This is a genomic window from Flavobacterium celericrescens (genome assembly GCF_011392075.1).
Classification (GTDB): domain Bacteria; phylum Bacteroidota; class Bacteroidia; order Flavobacteriales; family Flavobacteriaceae; genus Flavobacterium; species Flavobacterium celericrescens.
The window spans coordinates 43,716-66,473 of record NZ_JAAJBV010000006.1 but is presented as its reverse complement, the minus strand read 5'-3'; the positions used below and the strand labels follow the sequence as shown (position 1 = coordinate 66,473).

Genomic DNA, 22,758 nt, shown 5'->3' with positions numbered 1-22,758 from the left:
AAATGATAAATAAAATTCAAATAGAAGGCTTTAAATCCATAAAAAAAACAAGCCTTGACTTAAAGTCTATTAATGTATTAATAGGTTCTAACGGTGTTGGAAAATCAAATTTTATTTCTTTTTTCAAGTTAGTTAACAACATATATGAACAAAGACTTGAAAATTATTCCATGAGAAAAGGTGCAGAAAGTCTTTTGCATTTTGGAAGTAAAAACACTTATGAAATAAAATCAAGAATAGAGTTTGATAATACAAACGCTTATATTTTTTCATTACAGCCGACAAGTAGCAATGGATTAATTTTAGCTTATGAGAATGGAGCTTTTAACAGTGAAAAAGGTTCTGAATTTACATATATGGGTACTTGGTTTTCAAAACCTATTAGTCATAATTCCATAGAAAGTAAATTAAAAAACACCACAGGCGGAGTTGCTAAATGGGTTAATTCATATTTGGATAGTTTTAAGATATACCATTTTCACGACACTAGTGATTCGTCTCCACTAAGAACTCCTGCAATTTTAAATGACAATGTCATTTTGAAAGAAGACGGTGGGAATTTGGCTGCTTTTCTATATTTTTTAAAGGAAAAACACAATAAACACTTCAAAAGAATTGAGCATGTGATAAAATCTGTTGCGCCATACTTTGAGAGATTTCAATTACAACCAGACAGACTTAATGAAGATAGGATAAATTTAGAATGGACAGAAATAAATCATCCTGATACTTTGTTTAATGCCACTCATTTTTCTGATGGTACTTTAAGATTTATTGCCTTGGCAACTTTGTTAATGCAACCCGATATGCCAGAAATCATTATCATTGATGAACCCGAACTTGGTTTACATCCAGTAGCAATAAACACATTAGCAGGATTAATTAAAAAAGCATCCGCTAAAAGTCAAATTATCATATCTACACAATCTGTGAACTTGGTAGGAAATTTTGAACCAGAAAATATTATAACAGTTGATAGAATGGAAAATCAATCTGTGTTTAATAGACTAGAAAAAGAAAGTTTAGAAGATTGGTTGTCTGATTTTACATTAGGAGACCTTTGGTTAAAAAACATAATTAAAGGACAACCTTATTAGTATGAAAAGAGTACATTGTATTGTTGAAGGACAAACAGAGGTCAAAGTATTTTATTCAATTTTGGCTCCCTACATATTAGCTAAAACTGGGGCTTATATAGAAATTACACCTATAAAACATTCTGGAGGTGGAATTGTAAAATACTCGAAATTGCTCCCAGAGTTAAGAAACCATCTTGCTGATAAAGACAAAATTCTAACTACTTTTTTTGACTATTATGGTATTTTAGAGAAACATAATTATCCTAAATACAAAGAAGCTAAACTAGACCAAACCAATGCTAAAATTGGCGTGGGCATAATGGAGCAAGGTTTAAAAGAGGATTTAGATTCAAAAGGCATTAATACAAAAAATTTCATTCCTTACATTCAGTTACACGAATTTGAGGCATTACTTTTTTCTTCTGATGAAGGTTTTGAATTTCAATATGATGACGAAAGGGTGATTAGAGAGTTAAAAGCTATTGCTCCACGTTATGAAACTCCAGAAGACATTAATGATAGTCCAGTTACTGCACCATCAAAAAGAATAATTTCAATTTTGGAGAAATACGGAGAAAAGTATGAAAAAGTGATTGATGGAGATGCAATTTCAACGATAGTTGGTATTGAGGTTATGATAGAAAAATGTCCAAGATTTAAAGCGTGGGTTGAAAAATTGATTGAAAAAATTCAAGAATAATTTGAGATACTCTGAACACGATACTCGAGCAAAATTTATAGACCCACAGCTTAAACAAGCTAGTTGGGAAGAGACTTATATTATCCGTGAGTATTATTTTACTGATGGAAGAAAATTATCTGGAAACAAAAGAGGAGAAAGACTTTTTGTAGATTATTTGTTGCGATTTCAGAATGTTTCTTTAGCAATTATTGAAGCAAAAAAACATGACAAAGAACCAACCGAAGGACTTCAACAAGCAATAGATTACGCTCAAAAACTGAACATCGATTTTGTTTTTTCAACGAATGGCAAACAAATTTATGAGTTTTCACTAATAACAGGGAAAGGTCAATTTATTGATTGCTACCCTACTCCAACAGAATTATATAATAAGAGATTTTCAAATGTTGACAATCTTAAGAAACAATTGCTAGAAATTCCGTTTTATTTAACTGGAGATTTCAAACCTAGATACTACCAAGAAATTGCGGTAAGTAAAGTAATGGAAGCTATCACGGATGATAAAAAAAGAATTTTACTTACGTTAGCGACAGGAACAGGAAAAACGTTTATTGCTTTTCAAATTGCATATAAACTTTTTACAGCTCGTTGGAATATTGACAAAACAGTTAGAAGACCTAGAATACTATTTCTAGCTGACAGAAATATACTTGCCGACCAAGCAATAAATACTTTTAATCCTTTAGAAAAAGATTTGGTCAAAATTAATGGAGATGAGATAAGAAGTAGAAACGGCAAAGTACCAACAAACGCCAACATCTTTTTTGCTATTTATCAAGCTATTGCGGAAAAAGAAAATATTGGAGGTTTTTACAAACAGTATCCTAATGACTTTTTTGATTTAATTATTATCGATGAATGTCATCGAGGATCTGCTAATGAAGTTGGTTCTTGGAGAGATATTCTTGATTATTTCAAAACTGCGGTTCATTTAGGACTTACAGCAACACCAAAACGAAGCGACAATGTTGATACTTATAATTATTTTGGAAAGCCAATTTATGAGTATTCGCTTAAAGACGGTATTAATGACGGTTTTTTAACGCCATACAAAGTAAAAAGAATCCGAACCAATATTGACGAATACATTCCGACCAAAGATGATGTAGTTGTTAGCGGAGAACTTGAAGATAGAATTTATAATCTATCTGATTTTGAAAATAAAATTATAGTAGAAGACCGTACTAACTTAATTGCAAAAGCTATACTAGACAACATTAGAGAAATGGATAAAACCATTATTTTCTGTGTGAATCAACAACACGCTTTAAATATGCGTGACGCAATAAACCAATACAAAACCGTTAAAGACCCTTTCTACTGTGTAAGAGTTACAAGTGATGAAGGAGACAACGGTAGAACACTGTTAGAAAAATTCCAAGATAACGACAAAGACATTCCGACAATATTAACCTCATCGCAAATGCTTACTACTGGTGTAGATGCAAGAAATGTGAGAAACGTAGTTTTAGTTAGATTAGTAAACTCTATGGTCGAGTTCAAACAAATCGTTGGACGAGGTACTAGAATTTTTGAAGGAAAAGACTTTTTTACAATTATAGATTTTACAGGAGCAAGTAACAAATTTTATGATGATGAGTGGGACGGTATACCAGATGTTCCGCCAGATAATATTATTATTGATGGTGGCGGGAATATTCCCAAACCTCCAAAACAGCCAAAACCTACTAATCCAACACCACCTTCAAATCCAGATGATGGAGATTTTGAGCCGGAAGTAAAGAAAGAAAAAATTGTAGTCAAATTGAGTAATGGCAGACAATTAAGAGTTACAGATATTGAAGTTCGCTATGTTGGAGAAGACGGAAGACCGCTAACGGTTTCTGAATTTTTAGACAAACTCATTCAGTTTTTACCAAACTTATTTGAGAATGAAGAACAATTAAGAACCCTTTGGAGTAAGCCAGAGACACGTGAAGATTTGTTAATCAAGTTAGGGCAATTGGGTTTTGATGATGAGCAAATGGCAACTTTGCAACAACTTTTTGAAGCAGAGCAAAGTGATATTTTTGATTTACTGGCATTCATAAGCTATAACAAAAGCCTTATGACTCGAGCAGAAAGAGCCGATGCAACAAAAAGACAGAATATTTTCTTTGAAGAATACGAGAACGAAAAAGCACAGCAATTTTTATATTTTGTTCTTGAACGATATAAAAAAGATGGAATTGAAGAACTCAAAAGAGATAAACTTTCAGAGTTAATTCATCTGAACGGTTTAGGAACAACAAAAGATGCAGCCAAAGTATTTGGTAATGCAAACAATTTAATAAACGCTTTTTATCAATTACAAGAAGTGATGTATAAAGCAGGATAAGCCAGTATGACAATAGTTAACCTACAATCAAGAATAGACAGAATAACAGATATACTCCGCAGAGATGATGGAATAAGCGGAGCGATGCACTATACAGAACAAATCAGCTGGATATTGTTTTTGAAATACCTTAACGACTATGAAGAGAGCAAAGCACAAGATGCTCTAATTGACGGAAAGCAGTACAAGTATATAATTGACACCAAATACCGTTGGGATGAATGGGCGTATCCACTAAAAGAGAATGGAGAATATGACCTAAAAAATGCAATGAGTGGAGATGATTTAGTAGAGTTTGTTAACAATGAATTGTTTCCTTACTTGCAGAATTTCAAATCAAATTTGCAAGATGTTAAAAGTGTAAAATATAAAATCGGTGCAATATTTGAATTTATAAATAATCGTATTGCTAGTGGTCACACGTTGCGTGAAGTAATAGAGAACATAGCAGACCTCAACTTTCAAAGTCAAGAAGACCTATTTGAATTGAGTGTTATTTATGAAAACTTGCTTAAAGGAATGGGGAGCGATGGCGGAAATAGCGGAGAGTTCTACACGCCTCGTCCAGTTATTAAAGCTATGGTAGAAGTTTTAGAACCTACTGTAAAAGATACTATTTATGATGGTGCAGTTGGAAGCTCTGGCTTTTTGATACAAGCCTATGACTTTGTAATGCTTAAAAAAAACGAGTACAGTACAACCCAGCTAAAGCACATCAAAGAAGATATGTTTTTTGGGAATGAAAAAACACCTTTAGCTTATGTGATGGGTGTTATGAATATGATTCTACACGGAATAGAAAGCCCAAATATTTACAAACAAAATACCTTAACGCAGAACATAAGAGATTTTCAAGAAAAAGACCGCCACTCTATAATTTTGGCAAATCCTCCGTTTGGTGGAAAAGAGAAAAGCACAATCCAGCAAAATTTTTTAGTAGAAAGCTCAGCAACAGAGTTGTTGTTTATGCAACATTTTATGAAAAAATTAGCCAAAGGCGGAAAAGCAGGAATTGTAATTCCAGAAGGTGTATTATTTCAGAATAACAATGCGTTTACAGCAGTTAAACAAGATTTGTTACAGAACTTTAATCTACACACAATTTTAAGCCTACCAGCAGGTGTTTTCCTGCCTTACAGTGGTGTTAAAACAAATGTTGTTTTCTTTGAACGTAAAGGAGGAACTCAAGATATTTGGTATTACGAAATTAATTTAGAAAAAACGTTAACCAAAAAAAGTCCTATTCAATATGAACAGTTAGAGGATTTTGTGAATTTATATAAAAAACGAACAATAACCGCAAATTCATGGCTAGTTAATATAGAAGAAATAAAAGACAGAAATTATGATATTAGTGCAAAAAACCCTGTAAAACAAGTTGAAGTTTTACACCAAGCACCAAATGAAATTATTGCAGACATACAGACTAATGACAAAAGTATAAATAAGTTACTGACCGAAATTAATAATTTAATAGAGCAAGGTTATGAAGAATAATTTGCCAAAAGGTTGGGATTTGAAGAAATTAAAGGATGTAGTTCATATTGAACGTGGTGGTTCACCTCGTCCAATTGATAATTATATTACTCAAAACTCTGAAGGCATAAATTGGATTAAGATTTCAGATGCAACTGCCTCTGATAAATACATTTATAAAACAAAAGAGAAAATCACAAAAGCAGGTCTTCATAAAACAAGAATGGTATATGAAGGAGATTTCATTCTTTCAAATTCAATGAGTTTTGGAAAACCCTATATAATGAAAACAACAGGTTGTATTCATGACGGTTGGTTATTATTAAGAGACACGAAAAAAGTAGAGATTGACAAGGAATATTTGTATTATTTGCTGACTTCTCCTATTGTTTCAAAACAATTTAATATACTCGCATCTGGTACAACGGTAAGAAACTTGAATATTGGTTTAGTAAGCTCAGTTAACATTCCGCTTCCTAATCTCAACGAACAAAAACAAATAGTTGCTATCTTAGAAAATACATTTTCTAAATTAGACCAAGCTTCTCTTCTACTAAAACAAAATATTGAGAAAATAAAGCAACTCAATGAAAGTGCTTTGAATAAAATTTTTGAAAACAAAAATTATAAAAGTATCTGTTTGAAAAATCTGATTGAAAAATCAGAGAACATCAATCCTAAAATTAATATTAAAGAAAAATTCACCTACATCGATATTACTGCAATTGATAAAAATATTCAAAAGATAACAAATCCTAATAGTTTTGTAGGGAAAGATGCCCCAAGTAGAGCAAAGAAAGGAATTAAAAAAGGAGATATAGTTTTTGCTACAACTCGACCTAATCTTAAAAATATTGCGATAGTTGAAGAAGATTATCCAAATGCAGTTGCATCGACTGGATTCTGTGTTCTTAGACCCAATTCTAGCATAATTAGAAATTATTTATTTTATTTTTTAATTACTGACAACATACAAGACAAGATAAAACCTTTTATAAGAGGAGCACAATATCCTGCGATAAGCGATAAAGATTTGCTTAATTGTGAAATGCCACTTCCATCTTTACAGGAACAACAACGTATTGTTTCATATTTAGACCAACTAACCGAAAATAACAACAAATTATTACAACACTATCAAAATAAATTAGAAGCCTTACAAAGGCTTAAAAATAGTGTTTTAGAAAGTGCATTTAAAGGCGAGTTTAAAAAGGAGCAAAAAGCGAAAACTTTCAACTTGGCTTTTTATCAAATGCAGTTAATAGGTTTAAGTATCGAAGCCAACAAGTACGATAATATTCCGCAAGGAGAAATGGCGATTGCAAAAGATATGTATTTGTTAGACCGTTTATTTCAAGTGCCAACAAAAATGAATTTTGCAAACCACAATTTAGGACCATTTGCACCAGAAATAAAAAAAGGTATAACAAATAAAACTCACTTTGATAAAAAGAATTTTCCGAATAGCCAAGCTACCTATGTTGTAACTAAAAATGAAGAGGAACTATTTAAAACAGTTTCAGCAGATTTGAAAAGTCAGGTTTTCAATGGTATCAGTGAATTGAACCGTAAATTGTTTTCTAAAATTTCGCCTTATAAAAGAGCAGAAGCAAAAGAATTGTTTGCAACTGTTTTAAAATGTATTGAAGACACACAAAGTACAGACTTACCCACCATAAGGGAAGCAATGAAAAACTGGAAAATAAAAATCGGACAGTTTAAAACTAAATTTGATAAATTCCCAGAGCCAAACACTCAATTGGTTATTAAGTTTATAGTGAAAGAGAACTGGCATTTGAAAGTTTTAAAATAGTAAATGACTAAAATATATTAATCTCACTTCAATAATGAGTGGGAAAAGAAGTAAATAATATTTATGAATAACATCTATTGTGTAAGAGCAGATTTCGGAAAATATACTAAAGAATTTATCAGTGGCGGTTATGTAGCAATTGGATGGTTGCCAAGTAATGATTTATCACAAATTCAAAACAAAGATGCCTTATACCCTTTGTACAGAAATGAATACCCTAAAGATACCAGCAACGTTGTGATAGGCGTTCAAGTGGGACAAATTTCTCGGTTTTTATTAGATATACAAACAGGCGATTATGTAATAACTCCATCGGAAGACACAAACTATTTGTACTATGGGGTTGTTGAAAATAACAGCTACTACTACGAAAATACTGGAAAAGATGTTTGTCCATATTTTCAGAGAAAAAAAGTTATCTGGAATAAAGAACCGATTTTGAGAAGTGAATTTTCAGTGCCATTTCAAAATACAATGCGTTCGTCTCTTACTGTATTTGCAGTAAATCATAAAAGGAACTTTTTTGAAGTAATTGGAAGAACTGACCTTGTGCCAAAAGCCGAGCAAATAGTAAAATTCGACTACTATAAATCTGTGCTAAATAAAATACTAGAACTAGACGACCAAGAGTTTGAGATACTAGTAACACACATTTTGTCAGCATTGGGCTTTGAAGGTTCAGAGAGAACTGGAAGAGTTGGAGACGGTGGTGTTGATGCTACTGGAGAACTTGACGTATCTGGATTAGCGAAAATTAAAATATTTGTTCAAGCAAAAAGATACAAACTGGGTTCAAAAATTAACCATAATGTTGTGAAAAATTTGAGGTCTAATATTCCTTCTGGTGGTCAAGGTGCATTTATTACAACAGCAGAATTTCAAAAAAGAGCTCAAGAAATAGCAAACGAAAATGGATTTCCAAGAATTGGTCTCATTAATGGAGAACAGTTGGTTGATATACTTACAGAGCATTGGTCAAATATTCCAGATGAATTTAAAGAAAAATTGGGCTTGAAAATTGGGCTTGTAATTTCATAGTTAACAAATCTTCTTATATGATTTAGCTCCTTAAACATTCTCTTTTCTGTGAGTTTGTTTAAGGAGCTAAATCAATTTTAGAAAAAGAAAGAGATGTTGTTTAAAACAAAAACTAGTGTTTCTTGTAAAAATAAATAGGTAACATTGGTTTTTATATTTATATTTGCATTATAAAAACAATGTTATGGGATTAGATATAGAAAAATTAAAAGCATTACAACCACACTTAGATAAAAAAGCTCGAGAAGAACAGCTAGATTACTTGAGAGATGATTTAATAAATCTAACTTTAGACACAGACATAATAGAATCGTTTAGAACTGAAAAAACGAGAAAAAAAACAGAACAATCTAAAAGAGTTATCGGTCATTGGGTAAAAGAAGGAGTTATACAAGGAGAACAAAATTCTGATGGTGGCTGGTATCATTTTAATAGGATTGAATCAATTTGGATTGATATTGTTACACAACTTCGAGAATTTGGATTAGGTTTAGAATCATTGCGAAAAATACGCCATCAGCTATTTAATGATGAAGTTAAAGGATTTAAGTTAATCGAGTACGCTTTAATGTATTCTATTATAAGAAAACCATACGTTATGGTAGTATTTCCTGATGGAAAAATTAATGTTTTAACAAAAAACGATTACTCTAAAACAATTGAAGTAAATGATTTACCCCTTCATTTAGTCTTAAATTTCTACAATTTAGCAAAAAAAGTTTTTCCTAATAATAATTTTGAAACTACTCAAAACTTATATAGTGACAATACTAGTTTGACAGAAGACGAATCTAAAATTTTATTCCATTTTAGAACTGGAGATTTTGATGAAATTAAAATAAGAATGAAAGACGGAAGTGTTTACTTGGTTGAAAAAGGAAGAGAGATTACAAATGAGAATAAATATGCTGAAATATTAAAAAATAATGACTTTGCAGATATTGAGATAAAAAAACAAAATGGAAAAATTTGTTTCATTAAAATCAACGAAAAAATAAAAATATAAATACTACAGTACGGAAAACATCCGACTTTTTAATAATTGTCTTTTTACTTAACAAATAAGAAAAGGGTAAAATTATTAAGAACATGCTAAATACTAAAGATTGTAGAGCAATTCTAAACAAAAATGAAGAAAAATATTCAGAAGAAGAGATTATAAAAATTAGAGAGTTTTTATATAAAATGGCAAAAATAATTATTAATCAGAATCCTAAAGTGAGAAAAAATGAGAAATAATTTAATGGGGAAAAATGTGTTGGGATACATAAGAGTTTCTACTAAAGATCAAAAAGATTTTGGTCATAGCCTTTCATCGCAAAACAAAGCAATTGCTAATTATTGTGATTGCTATCAAATGAATGTGGTAGAATTCTTTGAAGAAGATTATTCAGCAAAGAATTTTAATCGCCCTGTTTTCAAAGAGCTTAAAGATTATGCCAAAAAGAATAAAGGAAAAATTGATTATCTAATAGTACAAAAATGGGATAGATTTTCAAGAAATGTAGGCTTGGCATTACAGATGATTGAGTACTTCAAAAAGTTAGGTATTGAGGTTAATTGTGTAGAAAATTGGATAGATTACAATGCATCAGATTATATAATTCTTTTGTCTCTTTATTTATCAACTCCAGAAGCAGAAAACAGTAAGATACGAGATAGAACTATAGCTGGCACACGTGAAGCACTAAAACAAGGTCGGTATGTAAATTCTCAACCTATTGGTTATATAAGTGGTAGAGATGAACGAGATAAGACTTTGATGAAGCCAGACCCTATTGTTGCTCCTCTTGTAAAAAAATTATTTGAGGATTATTCCACTGGTTTATATACACAACAAGATTTACTTAAAAAATATAAAGTAAAAGGTTTAAAGATTGAGAGAAGTGCATTAAGTAGATTGCTAGAAAATCCTTTGTATATGGGAATGGTAAAAGTTCCTGCTTACAAGGACGAACCAGAAATGCTAGTTGAAGGGTTACATATTCCGCTTATATCGAAGGAAACGTTTTATATTGTTCAGGGAGTAAAGAATGGCAGAACTAACTTGATAAAAAAACTAAAAGGCAAGAATGATAATTTCCCATTAACTAGCTTTCTAACTTGTCCAGAGTGCGGACAAGTTTTATACGGAAGCCAAAGCAATAATGGAAAGAGTAAAAAAGTGACACGTACATATAATTATTATCAATGCAACTCAAAACACACTTGCAAGAGGTATCGGGTAGAAATTATACACAATAAACTGGAACTTGCTCTACAGAATATTAAGCCTGCTAAAGAAGTTTTAGAGTTGTTTGAAAAGATATTAATTGATGAATACAAAAACGTCAAAACAGATAGATTAAAAGACATTAATGACTTAGACAAAAAAATAGCAGACATCGGTTATAATCAAATGATGCTAACTGAAAAATTTGGATTAGACAAAATCAAGGAGGAAGTATACAATAAATTGATGGACTGCTACGAAAAAGAAATGATTGATTTAAAAGCAGCTAAAGCAGAACTTGGAGACTATCAACACGATTTAGATAAGTATGTGAGTTTTGGATTGTCACTGCTTACGAACCTTTCAGAATTCTATAAAAATGCTGGAGTTGAAGTAAAAACTAAACTTCTCGGTTCGATTTTTTCAAATAAACTTGAATTTTTTGAAAACTCATTCCGAACCCTCCCATTTAATGAAGCAATTTCTTTAATAGGCAATTACAACAAGGCTTTAGGAAGGAATAAAAACAAAAAAGGAAGTTCCCAATTGAGAACTTCCCTTACTGTACCCGGAGTGGGAATCGAACCCACACACCTAAGTACACGAGTTTGAGTCGTGCGCGTCTACCAATTCCGCCATCCGGGCAATGGAAAATGATATTTGTATCATTAAGTGGGTGCAAATGTAAAAAATATTTCTGCAATTCATAAAAAAATAGTTAAAAATATGCTTTCAGAGTTCGATTTTATTTCTAAATTTGCACCTCGTTTATACGACACAACACTAACTAACTACTAAACAATAAATTAACATGCTGTATCAAGAACCAGAGGCAAAAATTTTTGCATGTTCTCAGAGTGTGTATTTAGCTGAACAAATTGCTGAAAAGTATGGCGTTCCGCTAGGTAAGATTACGTTCTCTAAATATAGTGATGGCGAATTTCAGCCTTCTTTTGAAGAATCAATAAGAGGATTGCGCGTATTCCTAGTTTGTTCTACATTTCCAAGTGCAGACAATTTAATGGAATTATTATTGATGATTGATGCTGCTAAAAGAGCATCTGCACGTCATATTACTGCAGTTATTCCTTACTTTGGTTGGGCAAGACAAGACAGAAAAGACAAGCCAAGAGTGCCAATAGGTGCTAAATTAGTTGCAAAACTTTTAGAAACGGCTGGAGCAACCCGAATTATGACTATGGATTTACATGCAGATCAAATTCAAGGGTTCTTTGAAAAACCAGTAGATCACTTGTTTGCTTCTACTATCTTTTTGCCATATGTGAGAAGTTTAAATTTAGAAAATTTAACCATCGCATCTCCAGATATGGGAGGTTCAAAAAGAGCATATGCATATTCTAAATTTTTAGAATCTGACGTTGTAGTTTGTTACAAGCAAAGAAAAAAAGCGAATGTAATTGACACAATGGAATTAATCGGAGATGTAAAAGGCAGAAATGTTATTTTAGTTGACGATATGATTGATACCGGAGGAACACTAGCAAAAGCCGCTGATGTTATGATGGAAAAAGGAGCACTAAGTGTTAGAGCAATATGTACACACCCGATTTTGTCTGGTGAAGCATACGAAAAAATAGAAAATTCTAAATTATTAGAATTAATTGTTACCGATTCAATTCCGTTACGAAAAGAATCAAAGAAAATTAGAGTAGTAAGTTGCGCACCATTATTTGCCGAAGTAATGCATATGGTTCAAAACAACAACTCTATTAGTGGTAAATTTTTGATGTAATCAAGAGCAACCACTTTAATAAGTATTTATTAATTATATATATTTTACAATGAAATCAATTACGATTAAAGGATCAGAAAGAGAAAACGTAGGTAAAAAGGCAACTAAAGCCGTACGTGATGCTGGAATGGTTCCTTGCGTTATCTACGGAGGAAATCAGCCAGTTCATTTTGTTGCAGACGAAAGAGCATTTAAAGATTTGGTTTACACTCCAAACGCACACACAGTTGTAGTTGAGTTAAACGGAACGTCTTACAATGTAATTATGCAAGACATTCAGTTTCACCCAGTTTCTGACAAAATTTTACACATTGACTTCTTCCAATTAAGTGATGACAAAGAAATTATCATGGAAGTACCAGTTAAAATTACAGGAACTTCTCCAGGTGTATTATTAGGTGGTGTTTTACGTTTAAACCAACGTCGTTTAAAAGTGAAAGCTTTACCTAAAAACTTACCTGATTTTGTTGAAGCAAGTATTTCTGAATTACAAATGGGTAACAAATTGTATGTAACTAAATTAGAAACAAACAATTTCAAATTAATGCACCCAGACAACACTGTTGTTTGTCAAGTAAGAATTTCTCGTGCTGCAATGAAAGCTGCTCAAGAAGCTGCAAAAGCAGAAAAAGGTGGAAAAAAGAAAAAATAATTTCTTTACAAACTATAATAAAGGAGCATCAGTTTTTACTGGTGCTTTTTTTATGCTTTCAACTTTCTAAACTTTGTGGTACTTTTACAGCATGAATTGGTTTTTACATCTATTTAAGAAAAACAAACAAGAAGACACTATTCCAATGAAGAAATTCTTAATTGTTGGGCTTGGGAATATCGGCTCAGAATACGCAAATACACGACACAATATCGGTTTCAAAGTTTTAGATTATATTGCTAATCAAGAAGGGATTTCATTTCAAACAGTGAAATTAGGAGAAATAGCCGAGTTAAAAATCAAAGGAAGAACCTTACTGTTGTTAAAACCAAACACCTACATGAACCTTAGCGGTAAGGCTGTAAAATATTGGCTAGAAAAGGAAAATATCGAAAAAGAAAATATGTTGGTTATCACCGATGACTTGAATTTAGCTTTTGGAACCATCCGAATTAAAACCAAAGGAAGTGATGGTGGTCATAATGGACTTAAGAACATTCAATTATTATTAAATTCAACAGAATATCCACGTTTTAGATTTGGTATCAGTGACGCTTTTAAAAAAGGGCAGCAAGTTAACTACGTTTTAGGTGAATGGGATATTGAAGAAAAAGAAAAACTAAAAGAACGATTACAGTTAAGTGCAGAAATTGTAAAATCATTTGCTTTGGCAGGACTTAACAATACCATGAATACTTATAACGGAAAATAAAAAAATCTTAAGAAAAGTATCTCTTTATTTTTGTTTTTTTTTACTACCTTGGTTTCCCCAAATTTTAAAAAACATGAAAATAAAGTTACTTTTTTTGCTTTTATCATTTTCTACTTATGCACAAATTCCAGCATATTATAGTTCAATAGATTTTACTCAAACGGGTAATACTCTAAAAACACAATTAGCAAGTTTAATTACAACCACTCATACCACACAATTGCCTTATACAGCTGCAACCACAGACGTCTGGGATGCATTGCAAGCTGGAGATAAAAATCCTTTAAATTCAGCTCAAGTATTGTTAATTTATGGATACAATGATGTTGATGCTATTTATAAAAATGACAGATTAGATGATGTTGCAAATATTTGCAGTACATCATGTCCAACAGGGGCATGGAATAGGGAGCATTGTTATGCACTTTCATTAGGAACACCAGCTTTAGTAACATCATCTGCTGGTCCAGGAACTGATGCACATCATATTAGAGCAGCTGATGTTACATTTAATGCAGATAGAGGAAATAGACTTTATGCTGATGGAGAAGGAGATGCGGGTCCTGTAGGTATTTATTGGTATCCGGGTGATGAATGGAAGGGAGATATAGCTCGAATGATGATGTATATGTATGTGCGTTATAACACGAGATGTCTAGCAACTAATGTTGGTTCTGGTGCAACATCTTACAATGTAGATATGCCAGATATTTTTTTAGAATGGAATGAAGAAGATCCAGTAAGTGATTTTGAAAGAATTAGAAACAATACCTTACAATCAATTCAAGGAAATAGAAATCCTTTTATTGATAATCCATATTTAGCAACTAGAATTTGGGGTGGTCCACAAGCTCCAGATACTTGGAATACTTTGTCGTGTACAACTACTACAATTTGGAACGGTTCATCGTGGAGTAACGGGATTCCAAATAAAGATATAAAGGCAGTGTTTTCGGGAAATTATACATCTATCGGAGATTTATCAGCATGTTCATTAACAATAAATGGCACAGCTCAAGTTATATTACAATCAAATCATACTTTCACAATAGTCAGGGAAATAAATGTTGCTACAACAGCAAGTTTTACAATTCAGAATAATGCCAATTTAGTTCAGATTAATCACGTACCAAATACAGGAATAGTAACATTGCTAAAGGAAAGCGCCCCGATTTTAAGATTAGATTACACGGCTTGGTCAACACCAGTAAATAACCAAAACCTTCTAGCTTTTTCCCCTCAAACACTCACGAATCGTTTTTATGAATATGTTACTTCTGGTACCACACCAACCACAGCATATAGTTCAGTGAATCCAACGGTAAATAGCTTTATTGGAGCAAAAGGATATTTGATAAGAGCACCAAACAATTGGTCATCAACTGTGGCTAGCTCTTTTTTAGGAAACTTTTCTGGGACTCCAAATAATGATGAATATTTTCCTTCCATAAATATTGGATTTAATTTATTAGGAAATCCATATCCAGCAACATTGCAAGCAAGTCATTTTATTGGTTTAAACAGAACGATTGAAACAGTTTATTTTTGGACACATACAGCTCAAGCTGTTGGTGGGATTTATCCAGTAAATAATTATGCGTCTTATACAACACTAGGAGGAGTTGCAGCAGCAGCAGGTGGTCAAATTCCTGACGGTACAATAAAAGCAGGTCAAGGTTTTTATGTTTATTCTTCCGAAAACATTAATGCTTGGTTTCATAATGCATTAAGATATGATGTAAAAAACACGCAATTTTTCAAAACAGAAAATTTAGCAGAAAAAAATATTTTCAGACTAAATTTAACGGATACAAATAATGCATATAATCAAATTTTAATTGGATATATTCCTGAAGCAACTAATGGATTTGATATTGGTATTGATGGAAAAGCGTTTGAAACCCAAAATACAATGTTGTATACATTAGTCGATAATAAGGAATATGTTATTGAAGGAAGAGCAGAATTTGAAAATACTGATGTTGTTGCATTAGGATTAAAAGTGTTAACTCCAGGAACATATTCTATTTCTATTGAAAATGTTGATGGATTATTTACAACTCAAGATGTATTTATTAAAGACAAATACAACAATAGCATCCATGATGTAAAACAAACACCCTATTCGTTTACAACACAAGACGGAATTTTTACAGACCGTTTTGAAGTGGTGTACAAAAATACATTAGCCAATGAAGATTTTGTGAATGAAAACAACATTACAGTTTACACTACAACAAATGGTATTGCAATTACTGCTACTGAAAACATCAAAGAAATTACAATATTTGATGTATTAGGTAGAAAACTATATCACAACGACAAAGTAAACGACAAAGAAATGATTGTTTCTAAACTAACTGCTACAAATCAAGCCTTACTTGTGAAAACTACATTAACTAATGGTCAAACTATCACTAAAAAAGTGAAATAGTATATTTCTAAAAGATTAAACGGATTATTTTAGCAAAAAACGTCTCATTTGAGGCGTTTTTTTATTTCATTATATCAAATAACGATTTCACTTTTATCTCTTTTGCAGCTTTGGACAATTTGATAATTCGCTTTTCATTCGGTAACAAATCAAAATAATTATCTTCAAAAAAAGTATTGTTTTCGGAAGACAGAAAAACATCCTTAGCTAAAACATCCGAAGAAATTTCAATGGTTAACTCGTCAATATTTTTAATTTGAATGTTTGGTTTTGATAATTTTAAATTTTTTGGTTTTTCGAAAAAGAAATTTGATTCCCAATGATTTTCATCTGAAATAAATTCCATTTTTAAATATGAATTTTGCGTATCAATTTTATCTAAAGGAATAGATGGATAAGTTATTGCAATGTTTATTGATTTAGAATCAGCTTTACAATACGTTAAATCATTCCATAAAAGTTGACCGTTAAAATTTCTAATTTCAGCTTTTAATTCTCCTGCATAATTTTGTAAACCATCATTAATAACAAAATATTTATTACCTCTATTAACATTCATTTCAAAAGATAAAAGTATGTTTTCAAAACTTCGTTTCGCCTGATAATGAAATGCTTTCCAATTTCCATAATAATCTAACGAACTCCAAGACGTTACTGGCCAACAATCATTGAATTGCCAATAGAGTGTTCCCATGCAATAAGGCTTGGTTCTTCGATGAGCTTCAATTGCGGTTTTCATACCGCGAGCTTGTAGTAATTGAGAAACATAAGCATAATCCTCAAAATCTTTTGGCACCACATAGTCGCGTTCCATATATTCGTTTATGGTTTCGTAACCTGTTGGGTGTTTTTGATGATTTTTAAAAGCTTCGGAATTGAAATTCAAATCTTCTTTTTTCATCACTTTTTGTAAAGTTTCCAAATTAGGCATACCTTGAAAACCATATTCACTCATAAATCGACCCACTTTTTTCTCATAAATTTCAAATGGTTCTTTTCCCCACCAAACTCCCCAATAATGGGAATCGCCTTGCAATAAACTTTCCTTTCTTCCCCAACCAATCGACGGCGAAGACGACCAATAAATATTCTTTTCTTTTGGAAGCAAACTATCTAATGTCTGCGGAATCATTTCGTGAAATACTTTTTTGTAGTCGTTCCAAATTTGAGTCGAATCGGCTTTGGAATAATTGAATTGTTTTTGCCAACCCCAATTTTGCCAACCTTCATCGTTTTCGTTATTACCACACCAAATCGCAATACTCGGATGATTTTGCAAACGATTTACGTTATCAATCACTTCTTGTTTTACATTTTCTACAAATTTTTCATCGCCCGGATACATCGAACACGCAAACATAAAATCTTGCCAAACCAAAATTCCGTTAGCATCGCAAGCTTCATAAAACGCATCATCAAAATAAACGCCTCCTCCCCAAACGCGAAGCATGTTCATGTTCGCTTTTTTGGCATTTTCAACTAAAGAAAAATAAGTGGAATCGGAAACTCGTGGTAAAAAACTATCAGGCGGAACCACATTAGCACCTTTCATGAAAACCGATTTTCCATTTAACTTGAAATAAAAACTTTTTCCTTGTTCTTTGTTTTCTTGGATTAATTCTATGGTTCGTAAACCTATCTTCAATTCGTTTTGTTCAATTCGCTTATTATTCTTTTCTAATTCAAATTGAAATAAATATTGATGTGGAACACCCAAACCATTACACCACCATAAAATTGGATTTTGAATAGTTACTGGAACTTTTACTACATTTTGTCCTTTTTTCAACACAAATGGAAATGGTTTTTGACCTAATTTGATTTGGTATTTTCCTGATTTTTCTGCGTGAATGGTAAAAATAAAATCCAAATTGGCTACAGATTCATTCAATACTTTTTGTTCGTATTTTACATGTTCTATTTTAGCCGAATTCCAAAATTTCAATTGAACTTTTTTCCAAATTCCAGCCGTTACAAATCTTGGTCCCCAATCCCAACCGAATTGATATTGCGCTTTTCGAACAAAAACACGTTCTTTTTCGGGTAAGGTATAAGGCAATTTTTTTGCTTCTTCTTTTCCTTTTTGAACTGCAGAATGAAAAACTACTTTCAAATGATTGGTTCCTCTTTTCAAATGCGATTTAGTAGAAATAGTCCATTTTCGGAACATATTATCAGCTTCTAAAACTACTTTTCCGTTCAAAAAAACAGTTGCATACGTGTCCAAACCTTCAAATTCCAAATCGATATTTTGATTTTTTAATTCGGATTCTGAAATTGTGAAATGTGTTTCATATTCCCAATTTTCATTTTCAATCCATTGCAATTGTTTTTCATTAGCTCCAAAAAAAGGATCAGAAATTAATTGGTTTTGAAATAAATCCGTGTGAACAGTTCCAGGAATGGTTGCCTTGTATTTTTTTGCTTCGTTATGTTTGTTGAATGTCCAGTTTTCTGATGACAAATTGCGATAGGAAGTTTGTGCTGAAACCGAACAGCAAATTAGAATCAAAAACAAGAATATTTTTTTAAACATATAAGTCATATAAATTTTTAGAGTGAAAGCTTAAAATTAAAACAGTTCATTTAAGATTGGAGTTTATTCTTTAGTTGAACAATTTCCACAGGATTTGCAATTTCACTTCCATCGGTAATAGCGGATGAATGATACCAATTCGCATTTACCATTTCATTTAATTCTGAAATATTGGTCGAACGCAATCCGCCACCGGGCATGATTTCGATTCGATTCTTCGCTTGAATGACTAATTGTTTCAAAACTTCTTTTCCTTCCATCACATTTGGAAAAGTTCCAGAAGTCAGAATAGTTGAAAATCCACAAGAAATGACATCTTCCAATGCTTTTTCGCAATTCGAAACGGCATCAAAAGCTCTGTGAAAAGTACATGGAAATGGTTTTACTAATTCCACTAAGTCTTTATTTTGTTCGACATTAATTGTTCTATCATCCATCAAAATTCCGAAAACAAATCCGTTGACTCCAACTTTTTTTATAGTTTCGATTTCCGATTTCATTTGTTCAAATTCTGAATCCGAATACACAAAATTTCCTCCTCTTGGGCGAATCATTACAAACATATCAATGGTTAGATTTTCGCGAGCTTGTTGAATCATTTCAATTTTTGGAGTTGTGCCGCCAACCAACATATCTGCGCACAATTCTATTCTATCGGCTCCATATTTTTGTGCAATTAGAGCAGATTCAAGGTTAAAACAAGCGATTTCGATTTTTTTCATTATTTCAAAAAGTAATTCGCATCGATTAATTTATTTCCACTTGCATCGTGAACGGCATAATTGAAGCCACCTTGCACACAATATGAACCATATTCTCCTTTTTTATTCAAGGCAATGAATCCAACTTGGATATCTTTTAAATTTTTTCCTCGATTTTGAGTCAATTTCACAATTCGCATCACAGCTTCTTCACATGCTTTTTGTGGCGATTTCCCTTGACGCATTAACTCTACTACCAAATGACAACCCGTAATTCGAATCACTTCTTCTCCGTGGCCTGTTGCGGTTGCGGCTCCAATTTCATTATCCACATACAAACCAGCACCAATAATTGGAGAATCGCCCACTCTTCCATGCATTTTAAAAGCCATTCCACTTGTTGTACACGCACCCGACAAATTACCTTGAGCATCTAATGCAATCATTCCGATCGTATCGTGGTTTTCGATGTTGGCTTTTGGTAAATATTCACTGGTTTTTAGCCATTCTTTCCATTCTTTTTCGGAAGCTTCTAACAATAAATTTTCCTTTTGAAATCCTTGCGATAAAGCAAATTGTAAAGCGCCATCACCAACCAACATCACATGAGGCGTTTTTTCCATCACCATTCTTGCTACAGAAATAGGATGTTTGATGTGTTCCAAACACGCTACTGAACCAATATTCGAAAATTCGTCCATGATACAAGCATCTAATGTTACGCGACCATCTCTATCTGGGCGACCTCCGTAACCTACACTTCTTTCATTTGGATCGCCTTCTGGAATTTTTACTCCAGCTTCTACAGCATCTAAAGCGCGACCTTTATTTTTCAGCACTTCCCAAGCGGCTTCGTTGGCTTCAATTCCAAAACGCCAAGTGGAAAGCACAATTGGTTTATTCACTTTTCCTGAATTGATATCGATTTCTGCTTCTTCAGATTTTCCATTAAAAGTCTGAAACGCTACGCCAGCAGTTGCTAATGCGGTTGTCTTTAAAAAATTTCTTCTGTTTGTCATTATTCTACACTTATTTCGTCTACAAATAACCAACTGTTGGAACCTGCTCCTGGATTTCCATCTGAAATGATTCCGTTGTTTTCTGCGATGACTTTTATAAATTGAACATTTTGTTTGTCAAATTTCACTACAATTTTCCCTTTGTTTTCTTTGATTTCTTTGGAAGAAACAATCGCAGTAGAATAGTAATTTTCTCCATCATTTGAAACTGAAATTCCGATGCTTTTTGGATAATAAATCCAACTTCCTTCTGATGAAAGTGTATTTATGCTGATTTTTGAAATCGTTTCAGTTTTTCCTAAATTGATAGTGGCATTCATGTCTTTTCCCCAGAACCCTAACCAATCTCTTCCGAATTTTGAAGGATTTCCTTTCATTCCGTCTACCAAAGTAAAACTGCCTCCGATTCCATAATTTTCATGCGGTTGGTGTACCAATTCAATCTTTTTACCCGTTGATTTTGTGATGAAAAATGGTTGTTCGATAGCGGCACTTTTTGCTTTTCCGTTTTCGAAATAAGCTGCTTTAATGGTTTGATTTTTAGTAACTAGAATTGGTTTTTCATAAGAAATAGAATTCGTATTCGGTTCTGAACCATCAGTTGTATATTTGATGCCGTTTGGATTTGCTGATTTTAATTCGAAAGCTACTCCGTGTTCGGCAGGTTGCACTTTGGAAGTTACTTCAAAAATGGCTTTGCTGTAATTGATTCCTTTTTTGTCATAGATTTCAAAATGTGAAATCAATCTTTTTTCGAATTCTTTATATTCTTTTGGATTGGATGTTCCCCAAACTACTTCGGAAAGCGCTGCTATTCTTGGGAAAAGCATGTATTCAACATGCCCTGGTGTGTTGATATATTCTGTCCAAAGATTGGCTTGAGCACCTAAAATATATTTCGATTGTTCTTCGGAAAGCTCCTTTGGAATAGGATTGAAAGAATACACTTTTTCGACATTGGTATAACCGCCAAAAGCAATCGGTTCATTTTTAGGTTCGCCTTGATAATGGTCAAAATAACAATGTGAACCTGGCGACATCACTACGAAATGTTTTTGTTTGGTTGCTGCGATTCCTCCTTCGGTACCGCGCCAACTCATAACGGCTGCGTTTGGTGCTAATCCGCCTTCTAAAATTTCGTCCCAACCGATGATTTTTCGTCCTTTACTATTCAAGAATTTTTCGATTCTTTGAATGAAATAACTTTGTAATTCGTGTTCGTCTTTTAAGTTTTCATCTTTGATTCTTTTTTGACAATGCGGACAACTTTTCCAACGCACTTTTGGAGATTCATCGCCACCGATGTGAATGTATTCAGAGGGAAATAACGCAATCACTTCTGTCAACACATTTTCTAAAAAAGTAAAGGTTTCGTCTTTTGGACAAAAAACATCTTCTAAAACGCCCCAAGTTTTTCCCACTTCAAAAGGTCCGCCTGTACATGAAAATTCTGGATACGAAGCTAATGCTGCTAAAGCGTGACCTGGCATTTCGATTTCTGGAACGATGGTGATGTGTCGTTCTTTGGCGTAAGCTACAATTTCTTTTATTTCATCTTGTGTATAAAATCCGCCATGGCGAATGTCGTCGAACGTTTGGTCGGTGTAATGTCCAATCATGGAACCATTTCGCCATGCGCCTACTTCAGTTAATTTGTGATATTTTTTGATTTCGATGCGCCAACCTTGGTCATCGGTTAAATGCCAATGAAAGGTATTCATCTTGTACATCGCTAAATAATCAATGTATTTTTTGATGAAATCTTTTGGAAAGAAATGACGACAAACGTCGAGATGCATGCCTCTCCATTTGAATTTAGGTTGGTCCAAAATAGAAATTTCATTTAATTTAATCTCATTTGATTTTTCATAAGGAATCATTTGGACTAAAGTTTGGATTCCATAAAAAATACCTTGATGTGAAAAGGCAGAAATATGAACTTTATTTTTCCAAACTTCAATATTATATTGTTCTCTGTCAAAATTTGTAGTATCATGAATTTTAATACCAAATTGAATACTATTTTTAGAACGATATTTTGATGATATTTTTAATTCCAATCCTGTTCTATTATTAATTTCATTTTGAAGATACTTTGCTTCAAAAGAATCTTCATCAGCTACGATTACCGTTTCTTTATTTAAAACGAAATGTCCTTTTTTGATTTCGACTGAATTTGGTTTTGGAATTATATTAAGATTCTGTTGAGCCAAGCAAATTGTAGAAATAAGCAACAACAAAGTCAGTATTTTGTGTTTCATTGGAGTTGTGTTTGTTTGGCTAAAATTAAAT

17 protein-coding genes and 1 tRNA gene are annotated in these 22,758 nt (G+C 32.6%); 13 read left to right on the top strand and 5 right to left on the bottom strand.

Features of this window, described 5'->3' with window-relative positions; genetic code table 11:
• Window positions 1-2: 2 nt before the first annotated feature.
• The 9 genes from G4L40_RS09140 to G4L40_RS13200 all read left to right on the top strand — a co-directional run bounded on the left by G4L40_RS09140 (window position 3) and on the right by G4L40_RS13200 (window position 11,271).
• Window positions 3-1,097, top strand: coding sequence for an AAA family ATPase (locus G4L40_RS09140; RefSeq protein WP_166236895.1), 1,095 nt, complete (start codon window positions 3-5; stop codon window positions 1,095-1,097).
• 1 nt (window position 1,098) lies between these two features.
• Window positions 1,099-1,779 (top strand): DUF4276 family protein, encoded by a 681-nt coding sequence (locus G4L40_RS09135; protein WP_166236894.1) that lies wholly within the window; start codon window positions 1,099-1,101, stop codon window positions 1,777-1,779.
• Between the two features lies 1 nt (window position 1,780).
• Complete coding sequence (gene hsdR, locus G4L40_RS09130; protein ID WP_166236893.1) at window positions 1,781-4,120, top strand: EcoAI/FtnUII family type I restriction enzme subunit R; 2,340 nt, start codon at window positions 1,781-1,783, stop codon at window positions 4,118-4,120.
• A gap of 6 nt (window positions 4,121-4,126) precedes the next feature.
• Entirely contained in the window at window positions 4,127-5,617 is a 1,491-nt protein-coding gene (locus G4L40_RS09125; RefSeq protein WP_166236892.1) for a type I restriction-modification system subunit M, read from the top strand.
• Complete coding sequence (locus tag G4L40_RS09120; RefSeq protein ID WP_166236891.1) at window positions 5,607-7,409, top strand: restriction endonuclease subunit S; 1,803 nt, start codon at window positions 5,607-5,609, stop codon at window positions 7,407-7,409. Before G4L40_RS09125 ends, G4L40_RS09120 begins: the two co-directional genes overlap by 11 nt.
• A gap of 63 nt (window positions 7,410-7,472) precedes the next feature.
• The gene (locus G4L40_RS09115; RefSeq protein ID WP_166236890.1) at window positions 7,473-8,447 is read left to right on the top strand and encodes a restriction endonuclease; all 975 of its coding nucleotides are present in this window, start codon (window positions 7,473-7,475) and stop codon (window positions 8,445-8,447) included.
• 184 nt (window positions 8,448-8,631) lie between these two features.
• Window positions 8,632-9,453, top strand: coding sequence for a MerR family transcriptional regulator (locus G4L40_RS09110; protein ID WP_166236889.1), 822 nt, complete (start codon window positions 8,632-8,634; stop codon window positions 9,451-9,453).
• 83 nt (window positions 9,454-9,536) lie between these two features.
• The gene (locus G4L40_RS09105; RefSeq protein WP_166236888.1) at window positions 9,537-9,686 is read left to right on the top strand and encodes a hypothetical protein; all 150 of its coding nucleotides are present in this window, start codon (window positions 9,537-9,539) and stop codon (window positions 9,684-9,686) included.
• A complete protein-coding gene (locus G4L40_RS13200) occupies window positions 9,676-11,271 on the top strand; it encodes a recombinase family protein (RefSeq protein WP_394367768.1) in 1,596 nt (531 codons plus the stop codon). The genes G4L40_RS09105 and G4L40_RS13200 overlap by 11 nt, the downstream gene beginning before the upstream one ends.
• Here G4L40_RS13200 and G4L40_RS09090 read toward each other — a convergent pair.
• Window positions 11,225-11,304: transfer RNA gene (locus G4L40_RS09090), tRNA-Leu, on the bottom strand. The genes G4L40_RS13200 and G4L40_RS09090 overlap by 47 nt on opposite strands.
• A gap of 166 nt (window positions 11,305-11,470) precedes the next feature.
• On the opposite strand from G4L40_RS09090, the gene G4L40_RS09085 reads away from it, so the two are divergent.
• The 4 genes from G4L40_RS09085 (at window position 11,471) to G4L40_RS09070 (ending at window position 16,210) form a co-directional block, all read left to right on the top strand.
• Entirely contained in the window at window positions 11,471-12,412 is a 942-nt protein-coding gene (locus tag G4L40_RS09085; protein ID WP_166236887.1) for a ribose-phosphate pyrophosphokinase, read from the top strand.
• A 49-nt stretch (window positions 12,413-12,461) separates the two neighbouring features.
• On the top strand, window positions 12,462-13,064 hold the full coding sequence (locus G4L40_RS09080) for a 50S ribosomal protein L25/general stress protein Ctc (RefSeq protein ID WP_166236886.1): 603 nt from the start codon (window positions 12,462-12,464) through the stop codon (window positions 13,062-13,064).
• A 145-nt stretch (window positions 13,065-13,209) separates the two neighbouring features.
• Window positions 13,210-13,776: an aminoacyl-tRNA hydrolase gene (gene pth, locus G4L40_RS09075; RefSeq protein ID WP_166237004.1), complete on the top strand. Its 567-nt coding sequence runs from the start codon at window positions 13,210-13,212 to the stop codon at window positions 13,774-13,776.
• A gap of 73 nt (window positions 13,777-13,849) precedes the next feature.
• Window positions 13,850-16,210 carry an endonuclease gene (locus G4L40_RS09070; protein WP_166236885.1) on the top strand — a complete coding sequence of 787 codons (2,361 nt, stop codon included), beginning with the start codon at window positions 13,850-13,852 and terminating at the stop codon, window positions 16,208-16,210.
• Window positions 16,211-16,271: 61 nt separating this feature from the next.
• On the opposite strand, the gene G4L40_RS09065 is transcribed toward G4L40_RS09070, so the two are convergent.
• Genes G4L40_RS09065 through G4L40_RS09050 form a run of 4 tightly spaced genes read right to left on the bottom strand, consistent with a single transcriptional unit; the run spans window position 16,272 to window position 22,727 of the window.
• A complete protein-coding gene (locus G4L40_RS09065; protein WP_166236884.1) occupies window positions 16,272-18,746 on the bottom strand; it encodes a beta-mannosidase in 2,475 nt (824 codons plus the stop codon).
• A 50-nt stretch (window positions 18,747-18,796) separates the two neighbouring features.
• The gene (locus tag G4L40_RS09060) at window positions 18,797-19,468 is read right to left on the bottom strand and encodes a copper homeostasis protein CutC (protein WP_166236883.1); all 672 of its coding nucleotides are present in this window, start codon (window positions 19,466-19,468) and stop codon (window positions 18,797-18,799) included.
• Window positions 19,468-20,466 (bottom strand): isoaspartyl peptidase/L-asparaginase, encoded by a 999-nt coding sequence (locus G4L40_RS09055; RefSeq protein ID WP_207785354.1) that lies wholly within the window; start codon window positions 20,464-20,466, stop codon window positions 19,468-19,470. The genes G4L40_RS09060 and G4L40_RS09055 overlap by 1 nt, the downstream gene beginning before the upstream one ends.
• Window positions 20,466-22,727: a glycoside hydrolase family 20 protein gene (locus G4L40_RS09050; protein WP_166236882.1), complete on the bottom strand. Its 2,262-nt coding sequence runs from the start codon at window positions 22,725-22,727 to the stop codon at window positions 20,466-20,468. The genes G4L40_RS09055 and G4L40_RS09050 overlap by 1 nt, the downstream gene beginning before the upstream one ends.
• Between the last annotated feature and the right edge of the window lie 31 nt (window positions 22,728-22,758).

Coding starts and splice junctions, on each gene's coding strand:
- G4L40_RS09140 (WP_166236895.1), top strand. CDS start 3: ATGATAAATAAAATTCAAATAGAAGGCTTTAAATCCATAAAAAAAACA.
- G4L40_RS09135 (WP_166236894.1), top strand. CDS start 1,099: ATGAAAAGAGTACATTGTATTGTTGAAGGACAAACAGAGGTCAAAGTA.
- G4L40_RS09125 (WP_166236892.1), top strand. CDS start 4,127: ATGACAATAGTTAACCTACAATCAAGAATAGACAGAATAACAGATATA.
- G4L40_RS09120 (WP_166236891.1), top strand. CDS start 5,607: ATGAAGAATAATTTGCCAAAAGGTTGGGATTTGAAGAAATTAAAGGAT.
- G4L40_RS09115 (WP_166236890.1), top strand. CDS start 7,473: ATGAATAACATCTATTGTGTAAGAGCAGATTTCGGAAAATATACTAAA.
- G4L40_RS09110 (WP_166236889.1), top strand. CDS start 8,632: ATGGGATTAGATATAGAAAAATTAAAAGCATTACAACCACACTTAGAT.
- G4L40_RS09105 (WP_166236888.1), top strand. CDS start 9,537: ATGCTAAATACTAAAGATTGTAGAGCAATTCTAAACAAAAATGAAGAA.
- G4L40_RS13200 (WP_394367768.1), top strand. CDS start 9,676: ATGAGAAATAATTTAATGGGGAAAAATGTGTTGGGATACATAAGAGTT.
- G4L40_RS09085 (WP_166236887.1), top strand. CDS start 11,471: ATGCTGTATCAAGAACCAGAGGCAAAAATTTTTGCATGTTCTCAGAGT.
- G4L40_RS09080 (WP_166236886.1), top strand. CDS start 12,462: ATGAAATCAATTACGATTAAAGGATCAGAAAGAGAAAACGTAGGTAAA.
- pth (WP_166237004.1), top strand. CDS start 13,210: ATGAAGAAATTCTTAATTGTTGGGCTTGGGAATATCGGCTCAGAATAC.
- G4L40_RS09070 (WP_166236885.1), top strand. CDS start 13,850: ATGAAAATAAAGTTACTTTTTTTGCTTTTATCATTTTCTACTTATGCA.
- G4L40_RS09065 (WP_166236884.1), bottom strand. CDS start 18,746: ATGTTTAAAAAAATATTCTTGTTTTTGATTCTAATTTGCTGTTCGGTT.
- G4L40_RS09060 (WP_166236883.1), bottom strand. CDS start 19,468: ATGAAAAAAATCGAAATCGCTTGTTTTAACCTTGAATCTGCTCTAATT.
- G4L40_RS09055 (WP_207785354.1), bottom strand. CDS start 20,466: ATGACAAACAGAAGAAATTTTTTAAAGACAACCGCATTAGCAACTGCT.
- G4L40_RS09050 (WP_166236882.1), bottom strand. CDS start 22,727: ATGAAACACAAAATACTGACTTTGTTGTTGCTTATTTCTACAATTTGC.